14 protein-coding genes are annotated in these 26285 nt (G+C 69.8%); 6 read left to right on the plus strand and 8 right to left on the minus strand.

Going from position 1 to position 26285, the window contains the following annotated elements; genetic code table 11:
• The first annotated feature begins 88 nt into the window (after positions 1-88).
• Together ACFWZ2_RS13380 and ACFWZ2_RS13385 are read left to right on the plus strand one after the other, a co-directional pair.
• Positions 89-10705: a LamG-like jellyroll fold domain-containing protein gene (locus ACFWZ2_RS13380; RefSeq protein ID WP_384545248.1), complete on the plus strand. Its 10617-nt coding sequence runs from the start codon at positions 89-91 to the stop codon at positions 10703-10705.
• A gap of 5 nt (positions 10706-10710) precedes the next feature.
• Entirely contained in the window at positions 10711-11316 is a 606-nt protein-coding gene (locus ACFWZ2_RS13385) for an SMI1/KNR4 family protein (protein WP_384545202.1), read from the plus strand.
• 243 nt (positions 11317-11559) lie between these two features.
• Here ACFWZ2_RS13385 and ACFWZ2_RS13390 read toward each other — a convergent pair whose 3' ends face one another.
• On the minus strand, positions 11560-12600 hold the full coding sequence (locus ACFWZ2_RS13390; RefSeq protein WP_384545203.1) for a helix-turn-helix domain-containing protein: 1041 nt from the start codon (positions 12598-12600) through the stop codon (positions 11560-11562).
• 444 nt (positions 12601-13044) lie between these two features.
• Here ACFWZ2_RS13390 and ACFWZ2_RS13395 point away from each other — a divergent pair, with 444 nt between their 5' ends.
• The 4 genes from ACFWZ2_RS13395 to ACFWZ2_RS13410 all read left to right on the plus strand — a co-directional run bounded on the left by ACFWZ2_RS13395 (position 13045) and on the right by ACFWZ2_RS13410 (position 20525).
• Positions 13045-18180: a DUF6531 domain-containing protein gene (locus tag ACFWZ2_RS13395; RefSeq protein ID WP_384545204.1), complete on the plus strand. Its 5136-nt coding sequence runs from the start codon at positions 13045-13047 to the stop codon at positions 18178-18180.
• 23 nt (positions 18181-18203) lie between these two features.
• Entirely contained in the window at positions 18204-19001 is a 798-nt protein-coding gene (locus ACFWZ2_RS13400; protein WP_384545205.1) for a DUF4253 domain-containing protein, read from the plus strand.
• A gap of 706 nt (positions 19002-19707) precedes the next feature.
• Positions 19708-19872: a hypothetical protein gene (locus tag ACFWZ2_RS13405; RefSeq protein ID WP_384545206.1), complete on the plus strand. Its 165-nt coding sequence runs from the start codon at positions 19708-19710 to the stop codon at positions 19870-19872.
• 68 nt (positions 19873-19940) lie between these two features.
• The gene (locus tag ACFWZ2_RS13410) at positions 19941-20525 is read left to right on the plus strand and encodes a DinB family protein (protein ID WP_384545207.1); all 585 of its coding nucleotides are present in this window, start codon (positions 19941-19943) and stop codon (positions 20523-20525) included.
• 156 nt (positions 20526-20681) lie between these two features.
• Here ACFWZ2_RS13410 and ACFWZ2_RS13415 read toward each other — a convergent pair whose 3' ends face one another.
• The 7 genes from ACFWZ2_RS13415 to ACFWZ2_RS13445 all read right to left on the minus strand — a co-directional run bounded on the left by ACFWZ2_RS13415 (position 20682) and on the right by ACFWZ2_RS13445 (position 26195).
• Positions 20682-21635, minus strand: coding sequence for an esterase/lipase family protein (locus tag ACFWZ2_RS13415; RefSeq protein ID WP_384545208.1), 954 nt, complete (start codon positions 21633-21635; stop codon positions 20682-20684).
• Between the two features lie 401 nt (positions 21636-22036).
• Positions 22037-22600 carry a hypothetical protein gene (locus ACFWZ2_RS13420; protein ID WP_384545209.1) on the minus strand — a complete coding sequence of 188 codons (564 nt, stop codon included), beginning with the start codon at positions 22598-22600 and terminating at the stop codon, positions 22037-22039.
• A 453-nt stretch (positions 22601-23053) separates the two neighbouring features.
• Positions 23054-23920 (minus strand): GNAT family N-acetyltransferase, encoded by an 867-nt coding sequence (locus ACFWZ2_RS13425; RefSeq protein ID WP_384545210.1) that lies wholly within the window; start codon positions 23918-23920, stop codon positions 23054-23056.
• Positions 23921-23977: 57 nt separating this feature from the next.
• Positions 23978-24259, minus strand: a complete 282-nt coding sequence (locus tag ACFWZ2_RS13430) for a methyltransferase domain-containing protein (protein WP_384545211.1) — start codon at positions 24257-24259, stop codon at positions 23978-23980.
• A 28-nt stretch (positions 24260-24287) separates the two neighbouring features.
• Entirely contained in the window at positions 24288-24710 is a 423-nt protein-coding gene (locus tag ACFWZ2_RS13435) for an arsenate reductase ArsC (protein WP_384545212.1), read from the minus strand.
• A complete protein-coding gene (gene arsB, locus ACFWZ2_RS13440; protein ID WP_384545213.1) occupies positions 24703-25812 on the minus strand; it encodes an ACR3 family arsenite efflux transporter in 1110 nt (369 codons plus the stop codon). Before arsB ends, ACFWZ2_RS13435 begins: the two co-directional genes overlap by 8 nt.
• Positions 25809-26195: an ArsR/SmtB family transcription factor gene (locus ACFWZ2_RS13445; protein ID WP_384545214.1), complete on the minus strand. Its 387-nt coding sequence runs from the start codon at positions 26193-26195 to the stop codon at positions 25809-25811. Before ACFWZ2_RS13445 ends, arsB begins: the two co-directional genes overlap by 4 nt.
• Positions 26196-26285 lie beyond the last annotated feature (90 nt).

Genomic DNA, 26285 nt, shown 5'->3' on the forward strand with positions numbered 1-26285 from the left:
TGCGTATAACTACCCCCGCTCTTGATCTTTGAGGTGGGGGGATTCCGTGCATCCGGCACGTCCGCTTGTTGTTGCTGTTGCGTTCCTGATGGCCGCGCTGGCCGGAACGGAGCAGGCCGCGCTGGCAGTTGACCAGTGGACGGGTGGCCCCGACGGCTCGGCCCCCGACCAGCGGTGGGGCTCCGCGGCCGGTCGCCGCCACAGCGCGCCCGCCGGTGCGACGGACGCCGCGGCGAAGGGCGGCCACGACGGTCCGCTCAAGGGGCAGGGGGAGCTGCCCGCCGACGAGGCGTCAGGGACGGTCCGCCTTGGCGGCGCCCCGAAGTTGCCCGAGCCCGGTCCGGTGGAGGCGACGCGTGCGCCCGACGGATCCGAGGTCCAGGGCTTCCAGGCCAAGCGCAGCAAGGAGCTGAAGGGCGAGCGCGAGGAGCGGCAGCGTACGTTCCAGAACCCGGACGGCACCTACACGACCCGCTACTACACCGAGCCGGTCAACTTCCGTACCAAGGGCGGAAGTTGGAAGCCGATCGACACCACGCTGGTCCGCCAGGACGTCCCGGGCGCGCGGACGATGAGCGTGAGCGAGCCGGGCTGGGAGACCGAGTCGACACAGTCGCCGGTGTCCTTCGCCGGCAGTGCCGATGCCGAGCCGCTGGTGCGGATGGGGCTCGGCAGCGGCCTGTCGGTCGGCTATGCCCTGGACGGTGCGCGCTCCGTCGAGGGACGCGTCGAGGGCAGCACCGTCACCTACCCGGAGGTGCGGGGCGGCTCGGATCTCGAACTGGTCGCGGGCGGCTCCTCGGTGAAGGAGACGGTCGTACTCAAGGGCAAGGACGCGCCCACGGAGTGGCGCTTTCCGCTGGCGCTCCAGGGCCTGACCGCCAAGGACGACGGGCATGGCGGCATCGTGTTCACGGACCCGGACGGCACGCAGCACGCGTGGATGCCGCAGAGATGGATGCAGGACTCCGCGTCCGCGGACGGCTCCCAAGAAGGAGCGGTCTCCTCGGGTGTCACCTACCGCCTGGCCGACGACAACGGCCGCCAGGTCGTGGTGATGAAGCTGGATGAGGACTGGCTGGCCGCGCCGGAGCGGGTGTTCCCGGTGCGCGTCGACCCCTCGGTCAAGTCGTTCGGTGCCACGTCGGGCACGTACGTCGAGCACCCGTACAACCAGAACTTCGCCTCGGACACCGTGCTGAAGGTGGGCACGTACGACGGAGGCCGCCACAAGGCCGCGTCGTTCCTGCGCTTCACCGGAGTGGAGAGCACGCTCAAGAACGCCTGGGTGCTCAACGCCAACCTGGCCCTGTACAACACGTGGTCGCAGTCGTGCACCGCGCGCCCGGTGACCGTGCACCCGATCACGTCGAACTGGTCGGAGTCCACGACCACCAAGTACCCCGGCCCCTCGACCGGCTCCTCGCTGGCGTCGAAGAGCTTCGCGCACGGCTGGCGCCCCGAGGGCACGGAGAGCTGGTCGTGCGGCGCGGCCTGGGAGAGCATCAAGCTCGGTTCGGCCGGGCGCAAGCTGGTGGACGACTGGACGCACGGCCGCAAGAAGAACTACGGCCTGGCTGTGAAGGCGTCCACCACCGACTCCAAGAGCTGGAAGCAGTTCGGGTCGGACGACTACCCGAACGGCAAGCCCAGCCTCGACGTGACCTGGACGAAGTACGGCGCCACCTACAAGCTCGGGGACTTCACCGCGCCGGTGACCGCCACCAGCCACGGCGTGCAGAAGATCACCGTCACCAACAAGGGCCGGGAGACCTGGCCCAAGGGCGGCGGCTACAAGCTGCGTTACAACCTGTTCAACTCCGCGGGCAAGGAGATCACCGACAGCGCGAAGATCGCGTACACGGAGATGCCGAAGGCGGTCTCGCCCGGCGAGAGCGTCACACTGGACGCCAGGGTCGCCCCGCTGGACCCCGCCAAGTACACCGTGCAGTGGACGATGACGGACTACGGCGTGAGCCGGTTCACCACGGCAGGGGTGCCCGGCCCCGCGGTGAAGATCGCCTCGGTGAACATTCCGCCGCAGCTGACCGCCGAGTCGCCGGGCAGCGGCATCACGGCCGACTCGCTCACCCCCACCCTGTGGGCCAAGGGCACGGACGCGGACCACTACCCCAAGTCGGCGCTGCAGTACACGTTCGAGGTGTGCGAGGTGGCGGGCAGCAGCCTCCGCAAGAACTGCCGCAAGGGCACCCGCAGTACGGAGCAGCAGTGGGCGGTCCCCGACGGCTGGTTGTCGTGGGGGAAGACGTACGCCTGGTACGCGTATGTGTACGACGGGGACGCCACCTCGGCCCGCCCCGGGGCGGCGCTGCTGACCACGCAGGTGCCGCAGCCGACCGTGACCGGCCACCTCGGTGGCGCGGACGGCGGCAAGGAGATCGGCACCCGTGCGGGCAACTACGTCACGGCGGCCACCGACGCGGCCGTCACCACGGTCGGTCCTGAGCTGTCGGTCACCCGCACCTACAACTCGCTCGACCCGCGCTCCGGCGGCGCGTTCGGCACGGGATGGTCGACCCGCTGGGACATGAAGGTGCGCGAGGAGCGGGCCGCCTCGACCGCGTTGGTGACGCTCGCCGACGGGTCCCAGGTGCGGTTCGGACGCAACGCCGACGGCACCTATACCGGTCCCTCGGAAGCGGCCCTCACGCTCGCACGCGAGGCGGCGGGCTGGACACTGCGGGAACGTTCCGGCACCACGTACCACTTCACGGCCAGCGGTGTCCTGACACAGATCAAGGATGCGGCAGGACGCGTCCAGTCGGTGACCCGGGAGTCCGAGGACGGCGGCCCGGTCAAGAAGGTGACGGACCGGACGTCCGGCCGCTCGCTGAGCTTCACCTGGTCCGGCGGCCATGTCGCCTCGGTCTCGACGAGCCCCGTCGCCCCGGACAAGCCCGGCCTGACCTGGAAGTACACCTACGACGGCGACCGCCTGACGAAGGCGTGCCCGCCCTCGTCGGACACCAAGTGCACGCTGTACGCATACGGTGACGGCTCGGTCTACCGCAGCGGAGTCCTGGATGCCGCCCCGTCGTCGTACTGGCGCCTCGGCGAGAGCGAGGGCTCCGCGGCGGCGAGTGAGGCGGCTTCGCACACCGGCCTGAACGAGGCCGTCTACCGGGACGTCCAGCTGGGCGGCGGCTCGGCGATCGGGGGCACGACGGACACCTCCGCAGGCTTCGACGGCACCGACTCCGTCGTCGAACTGCCCGCGGACACCCTCAAGGCCGCCGCCTACCCGACGATCGAGCTCTGGTTCAAGACCAAGACCCCCTCGGGCGTCCTCGTCGGCTTCCAGGACGCCGAACTGGGCGACAAGCCCACCTCCTACCGGCCGGTCCTGAACATCGACCCGAACGGCAAGCTGCGCGGCGAGTTCCGCCGGGCCGGGGTCACCGGCGCGAGCGGCCCCATCACCTCGCCCGGCAAGGTGACCGACAACGCCTGGCACCACGCCGTGCTGACCGCCTCGGCCACCGGGCAGACGCTCTACCTGGACGGCAAGAAGGCCGGCTCGATCGACGGTGCGGTGTCCGAGCAGTCCCGCGACTACGCCTACCTCGGCGCCGGTTACGCCAGTGCGAGCTGGATGGGCGCCGGCACGGGGGAGTACCGCTTCACCGGCCAGCTGGACGAGGTGGCGGTCTACGGCCACCCGGTCGACGCCGCGACCGTCGCCGAGCACTACGCGGCCCGCGCCGCGATCGGCCAGGTCAAGAAGGTGACCCTGCCTTCCGGCCGCGTGCACGCCACTGCCACGTACGACCCGGCCAGTGGACGGCTGACGGAGCACACCGACGACAACGGCGGCGCGTGGAAGGTCTCGGCGCCCTCGTACTCGACCTCCTCGTCCTCGTACGCGAAGACCATCCAGCGCAGCGGCCCCACCGGATACTGGCGCCTGGGCGAACGGAGCGGGGCCACGGCGGCCAGCCCGCTCGGCGACGGCCTGGACGGCAGCTACCTGGACGGTGTCCGCCTGGGCAGCGCGGGCATCTTCGCCGACGGCGACGACACCGCCGCGAGCTTCACCGGCGACGGCGCCATGGAGGTCCCCGCGGAGTCCCTGGGCACCGGCACCTCCCTGTCCGTGGAGCTGTGGTTCAAGACCACGGATCCGGGCGTGCTGGCCACCCACCAGAACGCGGAGTTCGGCGACACCCCGACCGGCTGGCGGCCCATGCTGCTGATCGACTCCGACGGCAAGCTGCGCGGCAAGTTCACGCCGAGCGCGAACAGCATCTCGTCCCGGCAGACCGTGACCGACAACAAGTGGCATCACGTCCTGCTGACGGGCAACGAAGGCGCTCAGGCGCTCTTCGTGGACGGCGCCTACCAGGGCAGGTCGGCCAGTGGCGTCGAGAAGCTGCGCCACCCGCACGTCCTCATCGGTGGTGGCTATGCCTCCAGCGGCTGGGACGGCAAGGAATCCGGCTACCGCAACTTCACCGGCCAGATCGACGAGGTCGCCTTCTACGACAAGCCGCTGGTGCGGTTCGTGAAGATCAACAATTCCTGGACCTACATCCCGGCGATGGCCGCACTGCCCGGTCACACGGATACGGCCAACCAGCACATCCAGGCCCGTACTTCGCGCATCGAGGGAACAGGCGGCCAGTATCAGGGGGTGGCCGTCGCGGATGCCCCCGCCGCGTACTGGCGGCTGGGCGAGAGCACCGGCACCACGCTGCGCAGCGAGGTCGGCGGCCCGGACACGACCGCGACCTTCCATCGCGACGAGGGCACCGTCTTCCAGTCGAAGCTGGACACGACCGGAGTCTTCGGCCCCGGTGACAACCGCGCGGCGCACCTGGGCAGCAGCGGTCACATCGAGCTGCCCGGCTCAACGCTCGCCGGTACGACCGACATCTCCGTGGAGCTGTGGTTCCGTACCTCCAGCCACTCCGCCGTACTGACGGGTTTCCAGGACGCGAAGCTCGGCGAGAAGCCCACCTCGTACCGGCCGGTGCTGAACATCGACGCGGCGGGCAAGCTGCGCGGCGAGTTCCGCCAGCAGGGAGTCACCGGAGCCCAGGGGCCGATCACCTCCAAGGAGGCGGTGACGGACGGCGCATGGCACCATGCCGTCCTCAGCGGTGACTCCAAGGGCCAGACCCTGTACCTGGACGGAGCCCAGGTCGGTTCGATCAACGGGCCCATCTCCGACCAGTCCCGCGCCCACGCCTACATAGGCGGCGGATACGCGAACTCCGGCTGGATGGGCCTGCCCGCGGACACCTACTACTTCCAGGGCGACGTCGACGAAGTGGCCCTGTACCGCGGCAAGCTGACCGCCGACCAGGTCTCCGCGCACTACCGGGCGCAGGCCGAAAGCGTCGACTCCGGTCTGACGGCGACGGTGACGGTCACCGACCCGAAGCAGCGGACCAGCAGCACCAGCTACGACGCGCTGCGGGGCCAGCGCGTGGTCTCGCGCACCGACGCGACCGGCGCGGTCACGGGCTACGCCTACGACAACGGCGGCAACCTGCACACCGTCACCGACCCCAACGGGCACGCCACCGTCACCGGACACGACGCGCGGGGCAACGTCGTCTCGACGACGACCTGCCGGGACGCCGACTCCTGCTGGACGGACTTCCGCTCCTACTACCTCAACAAGAGCGACCCGCTCGACCCGCGCAACGACAAGCCGCTCACCTACCGCGACCAGCGGTCGAAGGACCACAAGGACGACCGCTACCGCACCGAGCACACCTACAACGCACAGGGCCTGCTCACCACCACGACGCGACCGGACAACAGCACCGCGGACATCACGTACACCAAGGGGAGCGAGAGCGCGGTGGGCGGCGGCACCACACCGGCCGGCCTCGTCGCCGCGCAGACCACGCCGGGCGGCGCGAGCACCAAGAACCGCTACTTCGCCAACGGTGACCTCGCCGAGGTGACCTCGCCGTCCGGCCTCGTCACCACGTACACCTACGACGGATTGGGCCGGAAGGCGTCCGAGACCCAGGTCTCCGACACCTACCCGAGCGGGGTGACCACCACCTACGGCTACGACGAGTCCTCACACGTCGTCACCGAGACCGGCGGGGGCGTGAAGAACGAGATCACCGGGGCCACCCACACCGCCAGGACCACGCGCGCCTACGACGAGGACGGCAACCTGCTGACCGAGTCGACCAAGGACACCACCGGCGGCGACACCGAACGCAGCACCGCCTACCACTACAACGAGCACGGCCTGAACGACACCGTCACCGACGCCGAGCAGAACACCACCCGGCTCGAACACGACGAACTGGGCCGCGTCGACGGCATGACCGACGCGGCGGGCACGCACTTCACGTACACCTACACGCCACGCGGCCAGCACGCCTCGACCGTCGTCGACGACTGGACGGGCGATCCCTCCGGTGCCACCCGGGACCTGGTCGTGGTCTCCAACGCCTACGACCCGGCCGGCCGCCTTGCCTCCAGCACGGACGCGATGGGCGCCACCACCGCGTACACCTACTACGACGACGGCCTCGCGGCCACCACCACGGCCAAGCAGGTCACACAGGCCGACGGCACCCGGCACGACATCGTCCTGGAGAACAACACCTACGACTCGGCGGGCAACCTGACCCAGCAGGTCACCGGAGGCGGCGCGACCACACGCACCTTCGCCGTGGACACCCTGGGCCGTACCACCCGCAGCGTCCTCGACCCGGGCGGCCTCGACCGCGTGACCACCGTCGGATACGACGCGGACGACCGGATCGACGAACAGACCCAGACCATCAGCGGCAAGACGAAACTGACCACGACCTCGGAGTACGACGCCGCGGGCAACCCCAAGAAGCAGACCGTCACCGACGGAACGAGCACGCACACCACCACCCACACCTACGACAACCGCGGCATGCTGCTCACCACCGTGAGCCCGCGCGGCAACGTCACCGGCGCCGACCCCGCCGCCCACACCACCACCTATCGGTACGACGAGTTGGGCCACGTGGTCCAGCAGACCTCGCCCAAGGTCCAGGCCGAGGAGAACGGCGACGCCGCCACCGCGGTGCGACCGGTCACCCGCACCGGCTACAACACCTTCGGTGAGGCCACCGAGACCAAGGACCCGCGCGGCCACGTGACCCGCACCGAGGTCGACGGGCTCGGCCGCGCGGCCGCGGTCACGCTGCCCGGCTACACCCCGCCGGGCAGTGACACAAAGATCACTGCGACCACCCGCACCACCTACACCCCCCTCGGTCTTCCGCAGACGGTGACCGATCCGCTCGGCCGCGTCACGCGCTACGGCTACGACCAGCTCGGGCAGCAGACCAGCAGGACCGACCCGGTGCCGGACGCCGCCACGGCCGCGGCCCAACGGGACGCAAGCCCGGGGCTGGTGACGGGCCCGGCCTCCGGAGTCGACGGCGGCGGCGTGACCCGCTCCGCATGGACACCCACCGGGCGCCGCCTCTCGGTCACCGATCCGACCGGAGCCAGGACCGACGCCACCTACGACGAGCTCGGCCGTCAGCTGACGACCACCACCGTCGAGCGCCATCCGGCCGTGCAGAACCTGACCACCCACTACGCCTGGGACGACGCGAGTCGGCAGACCACGTCGACCACACCCGCGGGACGCACCACCACCGCGGCCCACAACCCGGCCGGTGACCTCACGTCCGTCTCCGACCCGGCGGGCACCACGCGGTTCGGCTACGACGGCCTGGGCCGCCGCACCGAGACCACGGACGCGACCCAGCGCAGGAGCACGGTCACGTACGACGCCCTGGGCCATGTCACCGGCACGGCCGACTACGGCACCGGGAAGGACCGACTGCGCTCCACGTCCGCCGAGTTCGACGCCGACGGCAACCAGACGTCGGCGACGAACGCGACGCAGGCCCGCACCACGTACACGTACGACGCGCTGGGCCGGATGACCGGACAGGTCGAACCCGTCTCCGACACGACGTCGATCACCACGACGTTCGGCTACGACGCGGCGGGCCACCGCACGCGCCTGACGGACGGTCGGCACAACTCCACGACCTACACCTTCAACCCCTGGGGACTGCCCGAATCGACCGTCGAACCGGCCACCGCCGCCCACCCGGACGCCGCCGACCGCACCTGGACCACGTCGTACGACAAGGCAGGACAGGACGTCCTCCAGACGCTGCCCGGCGGCGTCAAGCGGGAGCGCACCTATGACGGCCTCGGCCGTCTGACCCACGAGACCGGCTCCGGCGCGGAAGCGGCGACCACGGACCGCACCCTGGCGTACGACCTGGCCGGACGCATCACCAGCACCGGCGGGGTACTGGACCAGAACACCTACACGTACAATGACCGCGGCCAGCTCCTGACCGCGAACGGCCCCGGCGGCAAGGCGAGTTACACCTACGACGCCGACGGAAACATGACGCACCGCGCCACCGCGGCGGGCGACACCGACTACGGCTACGACAGCGCCGGGCGCCTCGACTGGGCCTGGGACGAACTGACCGGCAACGACATCTGGTACGACTTCGACGCTGCCGGGCGGCCCGAACTGGAGCGGTACACCGTCAAGCCCGAGGGCTCGGCACCCCGCACCGAATCGACGCGCCGCACCTACCAGTACGACGGCCTCGGCCGACTGGCGAGCGACAAGGTCACCCAGCCCGACGGCACCGGAACCATCGCGTCGACCGCCTACGACTACGACGCCGACGACCGCCTGACGTCCAAGAAGACCACCGGCACCGCAGGCGCCGGAGACAACGGCTACACCTATGACGACGCCGGACGCCTGACCTCGTGGACCCACGGCGGCACTACCACGGACTACGCGTGGGACGCGGCCGGCAACCGCACCAAGGCCGGGAGGGTCACCGCGGACTTCGATGCCCGCAACCGCCAACTCGCCCAAGGATCATCGGCCTTCACCTACACCCCGCGCGGCACCCTCGCCTCTGTCGACGACGGCAGCGGCACCCCGCGCACACTCGCCTTCGACGCCTTCGAACGCAAGATCACTGACGGCGATGCGGCCTACACCTACGACTCCCTCGACCGGGTCCGGACCCGCGGCAAGACGGCCTTCACCTACGACGGAGGCTCCAACAACCTCGCCACCGACGGCACGACCCACTACAGCCGCACACCGGACGGCACCCTGCTGTCCTCGGCCACCGGCACCACCAAGCAGTGGGCACTGACCGACCAGCACACCGACCTCGTCGCGGGCCTCACCCCCGACGGCAAGCAGATCAGCAGCTCCACCGCGTACGACCCCTTCGGCACCGAGACCACCACCGACGGCACCACCCCCGCCGTCGGCTACCAGTCCGGCTGGACCGACCCCGACACCGGCGACGTCAACATGGCCGCCCGCTGGTACCGGCCCGGCACCGGTTCCTTCGCGACACGGGACACCTGGCTGCTCGAAGCGCAGCCCTCGGTGCGGGGCAACCGGTACACCTACGGCCACGCGAGCCCGCTCAACGGGACCGACCCCACAGGGCACGACGTCTGGGACGCCATCGGCTGGGGAATCTCCGCCGCCACCAGGAGCCCGGCCGGAGTCTTCTGGAACACCTGGACCATGGGACACGACAGCATCGGCTCCAGCGACTGCACGAGCCGTTACGGCGTGGACTGCAACCAGTGGTTCCACCTGAACAGCGGCCTGCGTTCGTCGGTGAACAGCGCCGGGCGATGGGTGCAGGGCCAACTCCAGCAGGCCGGAGGGAAGTCGGGCCTCTTCAACTCGGGGTACAGCAGCAGCCGCAGCTACGGCCGTTCCTCTTCCGGCTACGGCCGTTCCTATGCGGGCTATGGCCGGACCTACGCCGGCTCCGGCTACGGGTACGGAGGAGCAGGTGCGGGCGGCGCGGCCGGGGGCTGCGGTGCCGGTTGCGTAGTGACACCGCCCAAGCCGCCGATCGACCAGAACCCCAACAACGGCCCCCACCCCAAGCCCGCCCCCACCCGCCCCGCGGCCAAGGCCGCCTGGACCGCGGCGACATGGACGGCAGGGCAGGGTGTGAGCACTACTGTCACGGCGCAGGCCATGCTGGACTTGGCGGGCGTTGCCCTCTTCGCTCCCTCAGCTGTGGAGAAGGAGTTGGTGCACCCTGTGCCGGCCGACAACCCGGGCGGCAAGAACAACGGGCGCACTCGGAACGACAGGAAGTGCGACACCGGCCCCGGTGTGAGTCCCACCGGCCATGCCGTCTACCTTCCTCGTGAGCGGTACTTCGACACCTTCGAGGGGCAGACCGAGTGCCGGGCCACCGGTGTGTACGGTCTCCTCGACAGCAGTGACTACAACAAGGGGCGCAAGGCCGCAGGAACGAACACCAATCAATCGACCCAGCCGCCCGGCATGCGTGAGATCGCGTCCCAGGGCCACGTACCTGCCAACGGTCACCTCATTCCCGCGGCGGCATCGGGGTCCGGGATCGATCTGCGGAACCTGGTGGCGGAATACGGCAGGACGAACACTCCCTACCTCAATCACGGTGTGGAGAGGGAGATCAGGGGAGCCGTCAAGTCCGGCAAGCACCTGGCGATTTCGGTGATCCCGCACTACGGAAACAGCGGCTCCGGAATTCCCACCGAAATCGAGTACAACTATGGGACTGTCGAGGACGGCAAGATGAAGCACTGTGTGATCGAGCAATCGCCGACCGGCGGCACCACCCGGGGCAGCGCAGACTGCCCGAGGCGGTGAGAGGGATGCCCGAGAACTATCTGGGCCGCGTACGCGGCATGCTCGGCGAGCCGCCCAAGCGGTATGCGGACGCCGCGGCCTGGCGCACGCTGGAGAGCGATCTCGAAGTCAGCCTGCCGGCGGACTTCAAGGAAATCGTCGACGACTATGCCCCGATCCAGATCAACGGCCATCTGTGGCTGCACCATCCGGCGACCGAACGCTGGAACCTGGGTGAGTGGATCCGGAGCACATCCGAAGCCTGGTCACAGATCGACTGGGACTCGGCTGAAGCCGACGGCGACCCCCGCATCCTTCTCGGGACCCCCGATCTGCTCTTCGGAACCGCGGCAGGGCTGATCCCGATCACCTCCACCGACAGGGGCGAGACCATCTTCTACGCCCCTCGGGGAGCGACGGGGAAGGGAGCACTCTTCATCGAGGACGGCGACGGCGAGTTCTTCGCGTACGCGATGGAGTTCGCGGAGTGGCTCTACCGATGGCTCATCGGCGAGGACATGACCGGCCCGGGAGGCAGCGCCTTCTACCCCGGCCCCGTGGCTCTGCAGGACCTTCCCATGACCCCGGACGACAGGCCGATGGAGCGGAGCGGGCCGGACCGCGGAATGTGAACACGGAACCACCAGGGCCCCTCGATCGCCGGTGTGATGAGGGGTGTCACCACGCCGACGACGAGAGGCCCTGTCCTCTCACGACCCCCGTGGACCAGGCCACTTCACGCCTGCGCGACAGGACGAAAGAGGTTCAGTACTTGTTCGGGTGCCCATCGCTTGGAGTTGTCACCGGGCTGTCGCCGCTGCCCCGCATACTTCTCGCGTGACGGCGACGGGACCAGCGCAGAGCCTGCCCACCGCTTAGCGCTGAGTGCCAGGAACCGTGCGCAGGAAGGCGTGTCGGTACTCGGTGGGAGTGGCACTGTGGGCCAGGTGCCGGTAGTCGCGCGGCGGCATGCCGTAGGCGGTGCGGAAGGCCCGGGTGAAGTCGGCGGCACGAGGAAAGCCCCATCGCGCGGCGATCGCGTGGATGGGATGTGCGCGCAGCATCGGGTCGGCCAGGTCCCGTCGGGCCGATTCCAGCCGCTTCTGGCGAATGAAGGCTGCCACCGTGGTGCCCTGGGCCTGGAAGAGGCGGTACAGGGACCGGAGCGAGATGTGGTGGGCCGCGGCGACGTGCTCCGGGGTGAGTCCGGCATCGTCCAGGCGCTGCTGGATGAAGTCCTGGATGCGCAGGAACTGGGCGCGGTGGTGGTCCTCGTCCGGGAGCGGGACGTCCAGACGGCGGGCCACGGTGTCGGCGAACAAGTCGCGCAGGGCCGTCGACAGCCGTGGGGCGTCCTGAGGGTGGAACTCGTGGGCGTTGCGGGTGACGTAGATCAGGAACTGGGACAGCAACGCGCCGAAGCCCTCGTCGGCCGGGATGCGCGCAGCCGTGAGCCGGGCGAGGGCGTCGTGGGGGAGGGGGATGAGGGGCGAGGGGATCTGCGCGATGACCAGTTCCACCGGCGCGTCCTGGGGCCTGCTCCAACCCTCGTAGGGAAGAGAGGAGTCGAAGTACGTCAAATCGCCTGTCCTGCACACGGTTTGGCGGTCCGCCTGGGCTATTCCCGGCGCCCCGCGCAAGGTGAGCGCGACCTGCAGGTGCTCAGGATCGCTGCGCCGGATCAACTTGGGGGTCCGGCAGGTGACCAGTGAGGGATAGGTCATGGACAAGATCTGTACCGGGCCGAGGGGCAGGACCAGTATCTTCGCCGAGAAGTCCGCCGCGTCCTGGCTTGCCATGACCGAGGGAATCAGCCCGGTGGCGGCCCGATCGTGCCACCAGGTGAAACGGTCGCCACGCGGTAAGTCATCCGTGCTCAGCCGCGTTGGGATCACGGCCCCTCCTGATGTTTTCACCGGTCGCCGAGCGGTGGTGCTGTCACCTTATGTCTGGCCCACTGCCCCGGAGACGGGTTGCGGAAGTTGCCCGAGCCGCGGCCGCCCCGCGAACGTTTCCGGCCGTGCCGAAGAGGTCACCCGCCGTGCAACTCCTCGCCCCCGTGGGGGAGATGGGGCGGCAGTAGTCATGTGGGGTGGGTTGTATCGGGCCATGGTGGGGCCGTCGGCTGCGGGCCGCATCGAGGGCTTCCGGATGTCGTGTGTCAGGCAGGCCGTGCGTGCGGGCTCGCGTTCCAGTTGGCAGGAGCTTGCCCGGGACACGGGGCTCCGGGGCGGTCAAGGCATGGCTCGGAGGAGCCTTGCCCCTTGGGTGGCGACGCTGTTGTCATGCCGTGGTCAATCCCGCACCACGGGGGATCGCTGTCGGCGAAGCACAGTGCGCCGGCCGTCGAGGGAGCATCAATGACATCACCGGCGGGAGCGCCACTCTCCAGGCCCATTCGGGAACTGCTCGGCAGGGAGCCCGACTACGGCTTCGGCGGTGACAACGTGAGCACCGCGACCGGGAACTACACCAAGCGCGTCACGGACCTGGGCTTTCCCGGCACCTTGCTCGGGCTCCTCGACTGGTCGCGCAGGTACAACTCGCTCGGCAGTTCCGACGGTCCGCTCGGGCGTGGCTGGACCACCTCGTTCAGCAGCCGCCTGGAGGAGAAGCAGGGCGGGGACGTCGAGTTCCACAACGGCGACGGCCGGGTGCTGCTCTTCACCCGGCAGCCGGACGGCGACTACCGACGCCCGCAGGACCTGGCGGCGGACCTCACCCAGGACGACGAAGGTGGCTGGACGCTGCGCACCAATGGCGGCGCCCGCTGGCTCTTCGACTCCGACGGGCGGCTGGAAGCCCGGGAGCGGGAGGGCCAGCGCGTCACCCTCGCCTACGGCGGCGAGGACCGACTGCAGCGCGTCGTGCACTCCCTCGGCCGACAGCTCGCGTTCTCCTACAACGGGGCCGGGCAGCTCACCAGGGTCGAGTCCGACGACGGGCGTGCGGTGACGTACGACCACGACGGCGACGGCAGACTCACCTCCGCCACCGGCCCCGCCGAAGGCGCGGCCACGCGCTATGCCTACACCGAGGACGGCAGGCTGAGCCGGGAGACGGACCCCGACGGCACCGTGATCGTGACCAATGTCTACGGCGACGAAGGCCGGGTCGTCCGCCAGGAGCACCCGGCGGGCAGCACGACTCGGTTCGCATACGACGCCGGTGCCACCACCGTCATCGCCGAGCCCTCCGGCGCCCGCAGCCTCCATCGCAGCAATGCCCAGGGCCGCCTTGTCGAGATGACCGACGCGCTCGAGCAGACCGCCACCTTCCGCTACGACGAGGACGGCCGGCTCGTCGCCAGCACCTCGCCGGGCGGCACGGAGGTGGCGCAGCGCTACGACGACCGCGGCAACCTGACGCGGTCCACCATCGCCGGTGAGCCGTCGACGTACAGCTACGACAGCCGCGACCGGCTCACCGGTGTGACGGACGCGGAGGGTACGACGACCCGGTACGCGTACACCGGTGACAGCCACGTTCCCTCCCGCATCACCGAGCCCGGCGACGCCGTCACCGAGCGGACCATCGAGAACGGACTCGTCAGCGTCTCGACCGACCCCGATAAACACACCACCCGCTACCACTACGGCGAGCGCGGCGAGCTCACCTCCGTCACCCACCCCGACGAGAAGGTCACCCGCTACACCTACGACCGCGCCGGGAACATCACCGAGGCGACGCTGCCCAGCGGCAGTGCGCTGCGCTGGACGTACGACGCCGCGGGGCGCAACACCTCGTACACCGGGCCGCTGGGTGAGGAGAGCCGCCAGGAGTGGTCGCCGGGCGGCCGGTTGCTGCGGCAGACCGATCCGGTCGGCGGGGAAACGACGTTCGGCTACGACGACGCGGGCCGGCAGACCTCCGTCACCGACGTCACGGGGAACACGACCACCCGTGAGTACGACGCCGAGGGCCACTTGGTGAAGACCACCGACCCGGAGGGCGGCGTCACCACCTACACGTACGACGCCCTCGGCCAGGTCGTCGGCTCCACCGACCCGGCCGGGATCGAGACTCACTACCGTTACGACGCGGACGGCCGCGGCACGGAGACGGAGGACCCGAACGGCGTGACCCGCACCGCGTTCGACGCCGTCGGCCGGATCACGTCCGTGACCACCCCGGAAGGCGGCACGACCCGCTACGGCCACGACCGGGCCGGCCGTCCGACCGGCGTCACCGACGCCGAAGGCGGCAGGTGGAAGATCGAGCACGACGCCGCCGGCAACCCGGTGCGCGTCCTCGACCCGACAGGTTCACTGGCCAAACAGCACTGGACACAGAGCGGCTATCTGGACGAACTCGTCGACCCCGCAGGCCAGTCGGCCAAGATTCGGCGGGACCGCCGCGGCCAGGTGGTCGAGGTCGAGGACCGCCAGGGCGGCATCACCCGCACCGCGTACGACTCCGACGGCCGCCCCATCGCCGTCACCACCCCGGCGGGGCTGACCACGCGCAGCGAGTACGACGCGTCCGGCCGGCTGATCGCCCGCACCGACCCGCGCGGCTGGGTGACCCGCTACGCGTACGACAAGGTCGGCCGGAAGACCGCGGAGACCAGTCCCTCGGGGATCACCATCCGCTACCGGTACGACCAGGCCGGCCGGCTGACGGCCGTCATCAACGGCGAGGGCAACCAGTCCCAGTACGGCTATGACCGGGCTGGCCGGCTCATCTCGGTCACCGACGAGAAGGGCGCCGTCACCCGCTACGAGCACGACAAGGCAGGCCGGGTTACCGCCGTCACCGACCCGCTCGGGCGCACAACCCGCCGTGAGTACGACCGGGCCGGGAACCTCAGCAGGATCATCGACCCGGACGGCAACGCCCAGCACTACAGCTACGACCGGGACAGCCGACTCACCCGCTGGCGGGCGGACGACGGCACCGAGGTGACGTACGCCTACGACAAGGCCGGGCGTCGCACCAGCATGACCGACGCCTCCGGCACCACCCGCTTCGACCATGACAAGGTCGGCAACCTCACCCGCGTCACCGAGCCGGACGGCAGCGTGATCAAGGCCGGTTACAGCAAAGCCGGACACCTGTCGCGGCTCGGCTACCCCGACGGCCTCCAGGTCGACTACCGGCACAACCCCAACGGCCGGCTCATCGCGATGAAGGACTCGCGGGCCGGCAGCGCACAGTACGCACTCGACCCGGACGGGCGGCTGCTCACCGAGCAGCTGCCGGAGCGGATGGCGCGCCGGTACGCCTACGACCAGGACCGGCTGCGGCAGTACGAGGTGGTCCAGGACGGCCGGCCGGTGGCACGCACCGACCTCACCCGCGACCCGGACGGCCGGATCCTCACCCAGCGGGACACCAGCCCGGTCGCGAGCACGTTCAGGTCCTTCCGCTACGACCGGCTCGGGCAGCTGGTCGCCGGACGGTGCTGGGACATGAACCCCTGGCCCTGGCAGTCGCCCGGGCACCACCCGGAGCCCACCGTCCACCAGCCGAACGACAGCCACGGCCCGTGGACGGAAAACCGCCGCGGCGCCCTGGACTTCACCTACGACGCGGTGGGCAACCGCACAGTGATGTGCCACGGCGACCGCGAGACGCACTATCGCTACGACGACGCCGACCAGCTGGTCTCCTCGCGGTCGCACGGCCTGCACACGCGCTACGCGTACGACGGCTCCGGCCGGCTCACCGAGATCTGCACCGGCGACTGCCACAAGCGCATCACGTACGACGGCTTCGGCCGGCCGGTCAGGTCGGTCACCGACGACGGGGCGCCGGAGGAGGAGACCGAGGCCACCTACAACGGCGACGGGCTGCTCACCCGCTTGGTGATCACCCACACCGACCGGCGGCGCGACGAGGTGCGCTCGGCGTCCGTCCGCTACTGGTGGAGCCCGGAGAAGATCCCGCAGATCCTCAGCCAGCGCGCCGACCCGGAGCTGGCCGACACCGAACGCGGCCACCCGAGCCCGTTCAACGCGGACTTCAGCTACGGATACGGCCGCACCTTCGCCACGTGGCAGGGCGGAAGCGAGAACTTCCACCGGGACATACACGGTTCGACGATCCGCACGCCCCGGACGCGTGCATGGGCGCAGGCCGAGCGCTACGGGCTCTTCGGGGAGCCCGGCGGCGACGGCCATGGGCATCCCGGGCACTGCTGCCGGACGCATTGGCATCATGGCGGCCACGGAGGTGACGAGTCCTGCGAAGGCCGTCACGACGGGCACGAGCCGGGGCGTGGCGAAGGCCGTCACGATCGGCACGAACCCGGTCATGGCGAAGGCCATCACGGCGGGCACGAACCGGGGCATGGCGACGATCACGACAGGCGCCAACCCGGTCATGGCGACGATCACGACGGCCACGACCACTGCGGGTGCGGACACGCGCGGTTGCCCGCCCCGAAGCTCCCGCGCTTCGGCTACCGGGGTGAGCAGGCGCTGGGCGGCACCCTCAACCTCCGGAACCGGCTGTACTACACCGGACTCGGCCGCTACACCTCCCGTGACCCGGTCACCAGTGAGCACGCGGGCCCGGGCGGCGCCGAGAACCCGTACACGTACACCCGCAACGACCCGCTGAACCGCACCGACCCGCGCGGTCTGCTCTCAAGCCCGGGGGCGGCCCTTCAGGTCAGCGCCTGGGCGGCGCTGGCCGGTGGCACGGCGGTGGAGAGCGCCGTCGCCCAGCGGCGGCAGAGCTCGCACCAGCAGGTCTACGGGTTCGTCGGCCAGCTCGCGGCCGGTCCCGGCATCAACTACCGCTGGGCACACGATCAGGCCCAGCACGTTGCCGCCGGAGTGCTGCGCACCCAGGTGACCGGCGGAACCATCCGCGAGACGGTGACCCTCCCCGGCGGCAGCTTCAAGCGACCGGACGAGCGCTACCCGAAGAACCCCGATCCCAGCGACAACGCGGGCGAGATCGACATCCTGCACGAGAACACGGGCACCAAGACCGCGGGTATCTGGGATGTCAAGGCACTGGGGCAGACGATCGGGTCCAAAGGGGTCCTGGCCAAAGCCCAAGTGCTCCACTACAGCGAGCGGTTCAAGCAGTGGAAGGACGCACAGGGCGACCCGGGCTGGACGGCGGGGCCAGGCGGGCCCATGACCGGGGTGTGGCCCGTGCCCGGAACGGGCAACGTGGTCCATTCCTCGGGAAATCAGGACGGCATCATCACTTACGAGGATGAACGCGGCAAACCGCCGACGCCGCCGCCCGTGCCTGTGCCCGTACCGGAGCAGAAGCCGCAGGAGAAGCCCCGGCCTTGGTGGGATCCGCGGGGCTGGAAGCCGCCCTGGGAGTGGGACTTGCCGTGGAAGGACATCCTGGTGTGGGGCGGGATCGTGCTGGGCGCAGCCGCGCTCATCGCGCTCGCCGTCATCCTGCTCCCGGTGGAGGCCGTCGTCGCTGCCGTCGCGGCCGCTGTCGCGGCCGTCTCGCTCGCCCTGGCGGTGGCGAGCCCCGCCACCGCAGCAGAGCCACGCCCGAACGACTGCCAAGTCTGCTGATCGCCCGGCGCTAGCCTCGCGTCATGACGTTCACCATGCAACAGCTGCCCGGCGGCCTGCCGCCGGGCCGGCTGATCGTCCCCGACCCCCAGTACTCGTGGCCCGGCACGGCACTCCCGACGGACCCGGTGCTGTGGATCTCCGACGAGCCCTCGCCCCCGGCAGAAGCCGGCCGGTGGTGGGGCGAGTTGCTGCGGCGGCATCGCGAGACCGGGTTGTGGCCCTTGCTGCTCGGCACGCTGCCGGCCTCCGGCGACGCCGTACTGCGCCCGTGGCACAACGGCGAACTGAAACCCACCTCGTCCGCCGCGGTGGACGAGGTGGACCTCGCCGCGATCTGTGCCGATGGCTGGGAGGAGCTGTGGGAGGGCGGGCAGCCGCCGTATCCGGCGTGGCCGGGGATGGCCCCGGGAGCGTCGCCGACGGGCGACCCCGACGACCAGGCCCTGGCGCTGACCGGCAGCAGCGAAGGCGTAACCGCGGTATGCGCAGGCAGCGGTGACGGCCCGTATCTCGGCCTGACCGCCGCCACGGACAGCGCCGCCGCGATCATGGCATGCGGCTGGCAGCCGGAAATCGGCTCCGACGCCGTCGCAGCGATGGTCCGCACCTGGGACCGGCGCTTCGGCGTGCGACTGTGTTCGCTCGGCTTCCAGGCCATCGGCCTGTCGGTCGGCCGGCCACCGCGCACTCCCGGCCACGCCCGCCAAGTCGCCGCGGAGCACGTGGCTTTCTGCCCGGAAATCATGGAGTTCGGCGACTTCGACGCGTACGCGGCCGCTCTCGTGGATGCGCCGGTGTGGACGTTCCAGTGGTACTGATCCTGGCTACAGCCGTACTCGTGCGCTTCTTACGCCTCTCAGGACCCTGACCCGCCACGAACCCCCGACTGTCCGTCCGTGTAACTCATGTGCTGATACCGCCACTTGACCAGGCCCGTGCTCTCCGGCCACGCCGATCGCCCGAAATGCCACATGCGTCGACTGGACGGCATCTGCACCGCGGCTCCCGGCATCTTTGACGACGCCTATATTTCCTGATCTCCCAGGCGCAGAGAGTGCAAGAGGACGGCAGAGATGCGCCATCGGGCCTCAGATGGTGACCCCACCCTCGCACTGGTCCGCGACCAGGGCCTGAACTGGCTGTTCTTCGCCAACGACACCTACCACGCGAACCGCTTCGAACCCGCGCCCAGTGCCTGGAGCGGCAACCGGTGGGACGAGACGCTGGCACAGCAGTGGCGTGCGTGGTGGAAAATACTGTGGCTCGAGACCATCCACCCATCCGATGAGCGAGTGTCGCAGCCTGGCCGCAGGCTCGGCTGCGATGCTCCGTCCTTCGACTCCTTCAACTCCTTGACGACACGGGCCGACAGCACGGCGCTCCAGGCCCGCTGCCAGCTCCGGTGGGAGCCGTTCCTGCACTGGTGGAACACCGACGGAGCCAAACAGGCGCTCTCCGAACTCACCCTCTCCGCCTCCGCGACCGCCGAGAACACGCGGTCAGCCCTGCCCCCCCGCGACGGAGGTGTCCCTCTATATTCTGGGCCTCTCGGCCACGCACAGCTTCGGCTTCCATCGCCGACGCCTCCCCACCCGCACCCTGATCGCCGCCGGCGTCACCGCGGGCCTGCTCCGCGACACGACCAATTTCGCCCGCTGGTCCGAAATCCTCACCCGTCACGGCTCGTAGGCAACAGTCGTTGCGGACCACGTTCGCGATCTTGAGCCCACGAGCAGCCCATGGCAGGCTCATGCCGCATGATCGATGAATTCGCGAAGGACACCCTGCACGGGAGACTCCGGCGGGACCGCGAGGCGCTGCTCTGGAAACTCGATGGCCTGTCCGAGTACGACGCCCGCCGACCTTTGACAGCGACCGGGACCAACCTCCTCGGCCTGGTCAAGCATGTGGCCACCGTCGAGGCCAGGTACTTCGGCGAGGTCTTCGGCCGCCCTTCCCCGGAATCGCTGCCCCGGTGGCAGGACTACGACGGCTACGATCAGTGGGCGACCGAGGACGAGACCCGCGATCAGATCGTCGGGTTCTGCCGGCGCACGTGGGAACACTCGGACGCGACGATCAACGAGCTTCCCCTCGACGCCCCCGGCCACGTGCCGTGGTGGCCGGAGCCTTCTCCCAACACGAACCTGTTCGCCGTCCTGGTCCATGTCCTCGGCGAGTCCAACCGGCATGCCGGGCACGCCGACATCCTGCGCGAGGGCCTCGACGGCCGGACCGGTGTGCGCCCCGAATACGAGCAGCAGATCGACGAGGAAGCCCGCGCGGCCTACCGCGCGAAGATCGAGCAGGCCGCCAGGTCGGCCGCACCCATCAAGGCTTAGAGGCTGTCTCACGCCGGTCCCGCCGGGGACCACGGCGGCGCCGAAAGCGGCTGCGTCCCAGCTCAGGGGCTGGGCGACAGCAGAGGACCCCGGCGAACGCATCGCCGGGGTCCTCCGCTGTGTCGCTGTGCCGCTGTGTCGCTGTGTTGCGCGGAATCAGAAGGCGGGCGCCCTCGGCACACAGGGAGCCGCCGGGGCCGAGGGGTCCAGGGCCCGTTTGACCAGTCCGATCGCACGCGGGCTGTACGACATGCTCAGATGGGCGGAGAAGTCGACGAAGCAGCCGTCCTGCAAGGTGATGTTGTGCACCGTCGCTCCGGGGCCCGCCGTCATGAACGTGCTCTGCCAGGGGGTGGTGATTTCGTCGTACTTCGTGCCGATCACGGTGTAGTCGACCCCGGGAACGGTGTCCCCGTCGGCGTTGAGCTCCTTGATGAAGTCGGATTTCCAGTACTGCTGGATGCCCGCTTTCCCGAGGGGCTTCTCCCCGGATTCCAGGATGTTGAGCGCGTCGGCGAGGGTCTCGATGCCGCTCATGGTGGTGCCGTGGTTGGTCGCGCCGAGTTGGACGATTTTCTTGACCTTGTTCTTCGCGGGGTCGGCCGGGTTCGCGCCTCCGTCGGCCTTGAGATACCAGCGGGCCAGGGTCCCGCCCTGGGAGTGGCCGACGAGGTCGACCTGGCCGGAGCCGCTGGCGGCGAGCACCTTGTCCACGAAGGCGGCGAGCTCCTTGGAGGACTTCTTGATGTCTCCGTAACCCTTGACGGTGGGAGCGAGAGCCACTCCGGCGTCGTCGGTGTCGCCGAAGTCGAGGGCGTAGACGCAGTAGCCCTGGGCCTTCAACTCGGGGGACATCCGGGACCAGTTGTTGTAGCGGTTCTCGTAGGTGCCGTGCACCAGGACGACCGGACGCGGGTGGGCGGCGCTGGGGCGGCAGTTCCAGTCGTTGGCGCCCGGCGGATCGATGTCGAGGTGGGCGATGGAATGGAACATGGCGGGAAGGAAGTTGTCCTGCTGAGGGCCGGTCTTCGCTGCCGCGGACGTGGAGGTGGCGAAGACTGTCGCTGCTGCGGCGGCGCAGACGGCGGTGACGTATCTGGGTATGTGCAAGACGGCTCCTGAGAGGTGTGGGGCTCGGGCCATGTGCGATGTTGCGCATGAGTGCCGACAGAGGAGGGAACCTCGGGTGAACTCCACCGACGTCCCTATCGGATGACGCACCGTCAGGATCCCGGCCTGGTGCCGCCCGTGGCGGTCTCACCCAGGAGCTGCTGGATTCGCTCGTCGTCCACGTCGCCCAGCAGCGGCTCGTCGGCACTCAACATGGCCGCGACGCTACCGACCCACCCGTCACCACCGCACCGTTTCCCCGAGATCAGCCCAGATCAGCGGTGCCGCACGGCTTGGCGTTGTTCTTCCGCGAGAACTGCCGGAGCCAGGACCCGCCCCGCCGCGACACCCCGCCCTGGGGCAGCCTCCACGGCGTCATGTACGCGCTCTGACCGGCATGACTATGAGCGCAGTCGTGACAGGGGATAGGTCGGCAGGTCGGGCCTTGTCAGGACGTGGTACCCCGGCCCGCCGTTGTCCAGGAGCTTGCTGTCGCTGCGCCCCTCGGCGACCCAGTTCACGCGAACGGTGAAGCGCACATCCCGGCCGCCGGGGCTCAGGAGCAGGCCAAGCTGTTCCGGGTCGTTGTCAGAGACCTTCAGAGGGAAATCAACGGTCGTGCCGTCCGCGGACTCACGCGGCCGCACCGACGCCGGCGTGGCCGCGAGGTCTACGTCGAAGTCGCGCGTCTCCATAGCGCCACCGCACGGATTGTCTTCCACGATGACCACTCCGGACTTGGGCAGTGCCGCACGGGACAGCGCTGTGACCTCGACGCCTGTGATCACGACGGCTTGGGAAGTCTTCGCCTGGATGGTCAGGTAGAGGCCCGGGGGAAAGTTGCCGCCGTCGTCGACCGGCGTGTCCAGGCCGCCCGCACGAGCGGGGTTCTTTCGTAGCTCTCCGGGCGAGGCATCGACGTACCAGGGGCCGCATCCGTCGCCTATTCGGGCGTGCACTGTCACGTTGGGTTGCTCACCGAGCCGCGCCGCCAACCAGTCCCATCCGCCGAGCAACGCGGCGGAGATCAGGCTGGCGAGTACGGCGAAGCAGAGGGCGATCCACTGGGCTCGGTGCCGCCCTTGTGAGGGCCTTGAAGGAGGGTGAGGCGGCACCGGCGGTGGCCCCGGCGGTGGCCCCGCTGGGGGGTGCGGCGGCCGAGGGGGCGGAGCGCCTGCACGTCCTGCCATCGCTGCCCTCCCCCTGGGGCCCTGAATCCTCGCGCGGCGCGGTGCCGTCACGGCGGCGCTGGGCGCGTCCATGCCGGTTCACAAATTCTCAACCTGTGAGGAACGCTTGACAAGCGCCGCCCCCGCCCTCATCCGCGACCTGCGCACCGACCAGGTCCGCGAAAAAGGGAGTTCGGCCCCGGCCAGGGTGAGCGACGCAGCCTGTCCGATACCGCCGCCTGATCATTTTCAGGCGGCTCGGCTGACGTCCAGCCGTTCGGCCGACGGTTCGTATCCCGCGGCCCTGTAGGTGGCGACGGCGGCAGCGTTCGAGGTCGGGGTGCTGACGAGTGCGCTTGATGCGCCCAGTTCACGCAGTGCTGCCGCGGCGGCGATGCTGATCGCCGTCCCGTGGCCGTGGCCGCGATGGTCGGCGTGCACGCCCACCGGCTCCAGGAGGCCGGGCTTGCCGGGCCCGGCCGACCAGACCGTCGCCGCGGCCACCGCGTTGTCCTGGTCGTCGTAGCCGATCAGGCAGCGGGCGTCGGCGTAGACCGGCCCGGCCGCGAGGACGTGCCAGATCTCCTCGGTGAACCTCGGGCTGCCGAACGCCGAGCGGTGCACCGCGGTCCGCACCCCCGCCGTCTCCGGACCGGCCACCTCGATCCGCAGGCCGGAGTCCTTCACCGGCGCGGAGAGGTCGTGGCGCAGCGGCGTCCACGGCTCGTCCAGATGCCAGCCCGCCTCCAGGAGGACCTCGCGGAGCAGGGCGCCGTCGGGGATTTCGAGGCCGACTTTCCCGGGTGGCAGGACCCCGCGCTCCGGATCATCGAGGTCCGTCAGCAGTTGGCGCGCCAGATCGCCGTCCTGTCGCAGGTGCGGCGCGGTCGTCAGGCGCAGCACATCAGGGCCGTCCAGGTATCCGACGGCAATGATCCGTCCGTCCGCGCTCCAGGTGCGGACGTCCGCGGCCAGCCTCTCCGCGCCCAGCGCCCAGGCCCAGCCGAGGTCTCCCGGATGGAGTTGCAGCGGCGTGCGGTCGTCCTGCCATACGCGGAGGGCGTCCACGGCCCCGGTCAACCCGTCGACACCGGGCTCGTTCAGAACGATCGTCATGCCCCGCATCCCACACCATCGCGGCGAACAGCCGCACCTGGATTTACTCAGCTGGTTTTAGTCAGCCGGCCAGGCCGACAGGACACGCCCTAGGCGGTGAGCCGCAACCACGGTGTCGGGGGCCGTATGGACGCGTTGCTCATTGGGGCAGGGTCTGGGTGACACGCCACAGACGGCGGGGCAGTGCGCGTCGCCGGTGTGGCGCACGGTGTAGACGAAGATGCCGCCGGGCCGCAGGACCTGGCGGACCTCTCCGACCGCCGCGTGGATCTCCTTGGCGGACAGGGCCATGCACAACAGCATGTGCGCGAACACTGCGTCCGCCGATGCGCCCGTCATGCTCGCTGCGTCATCCCGTGGCGAGTCATCAGGCCGTGGACCGGCGAGTGCCGATCTCCGAGATGAGCGCCTCGACGCGCCTTTTGATCTCGTCACGGATCGGGCGGACGGTTTCGAGTCCCTCACCCGCGGGGTCGTCGAGCTGCCAGTCGAGGTAGGTCTTGCCGGGGAAGACCGGACACGCGTCGCCGCAGCCCATGGTGACGACGTAGTCGGATGCCCGAACTGCCTCGGTGGTCAGCACCTTGGGCTGCGCTCCGGTGATGTCGATGCCGACTTCGGCCATGGCCTCGATGGCGGCCGGGTTGACCTGGTCGGCGGGCAGGGATCCGGCGGAGCGGACGTCGATGTGGTCGCCTGCGAGGTGGGTGAGGAATCCGGCGGCCATCTGGGAGCGTCCGGCGTTGTGGACGCAGACGAACAGCACCGAGGGCTTGGCGAGGTCAGACATGGGCGGAGCCTTCTGGTGCGGCGGTTGGTGAGGCTGTCGGCGCGGGGGAGTTGGGGAAGTGGCGGCGCGCGGCGCGTGCCACGTGGACGAGGCCGATGAGGACGGGGACCTCGATGAGCGGGCCGACGACTCCGGCGAGGGCCTGCCCGCTGGTGGCGCCGAAGGTGGCGATGGCGACTGCGATGGCCAGCTCGAAGTTGTTGCCCGCGGCGGTGAATGCCAGCGTCGTGGCCTTCGGATGGTCGAGCCCGACTGCCTTGCCCAGGGCCATGGATCCGGCCCACATGAGCGCGAAGTACACCAGCAGTGGGAGCGCGATCCGGGCCACGTCGAGGGGCTGGGAGGTGATGGCGTCGCCCTGGAGCGCGAACAGTACGACGATGGTGAACAGCAGCCCGTACAGGGCGAACGGGCCGATGCGCGGGATCAGTTCGGTCTCGTACCAGGTGCGGCCCTTGGCCCGCTCGCCGAGGCGGCGGGTCAGGAATCCGGCGAGCAGTGGGATGCCGAGGAAGATCAGGACGCTGCGGGCGATCTCCCACACGGACACGTCCAGGGTGGTCTGCTCCAGGCCCAGCCAGCCGGGGAGCACGGACAGGTAGAACCAGCCGAGCAGACTGAACGTGAGGACCTGGAAGATCGAGTTGAGGGCGACCAGGACGGCGGCGGCCTCGCGGTCGCCGCAGGCGAGGTCGTTCCAGATGATCACCATGGCGATGCAGCGGGCGAGCCCGACGATGATCAGGCCGGTGCGGTACGCGGGCAGGTCCGGCAGGAAGGTCCACGCGAGGGCGAACATCAGTGCTGGGCCGAGCACCCAGTTCAGCACCAGGGACGGGATGAGCAGGCGGGGGTCGCGGGTGACGGCGTCGAGCCGGTCGTAGCGGACCTTGGCAAGGACCGGGTACATCATCACCAGGAGGCCGAGGGCGATCGGCAGTGAGACCCCAGTGACGGTGACCTTCGCCAGCGCGTCACCGAGGCCGGGTACGAGGCGGCCGAGACCGAGGCCGGCGGCCATCGCGACCAGGATCCACACTGCGAGGTAGCGGTCGGTGAAGGAGAGGCGTCCGGTCACGGGTCCGGTGGTGCTGTCGCTCACGAGGACGTCTCCGCGGGCGTGGGCTGTCCCGGGCGGGTGAGGATGCCGACGAGCTTGTCGGTCGTCTCCGGCCGCAGCCAGTAGTAGACCCAGGTGCCGCGCCGCTCGCAGTCGATGAGCCCGGCCTGCCGCAGCAGCTTGAGGTGGTGGGAGATCGTCGGCTGGGACAGGTCGAAGGCGGGAGTGAGGTCGCAGACGCAGATCTCGCCGCCCTCACGCGAGGCGATCATCGACAGCAGGCGGAGCCGCACCGGGTCGCCGAGTGCCTTGAACACCTTGGCCAGTTCCACGGCCTGCTCCTCGCCCAGCGGCGCGGTGAGCAGCCCCGGGCAGCACCCGTCGGCGCTGTCCTGGCCGAGCAGCACCAGTTCTTGTTTCGACATACCTCTATGTTGACGAACTTCGATTCAGGGCGCAAGGTTGCATCGATAACCATCGAAACAGCCCGTTCCGGCCCTCCGGCCCCGTCCCGC

Origin of the sequence: Streptomyces sp. NPDC059002 (assembly GCF_042740435.1) — a bacterium.
In the GTDB taxonomy this organism is placed as follows: domain Bacteria; phylum Actinomycetota; class Actinomycetes; order Streptomycetales; family Streptomycetaceae; genus Streptomyces.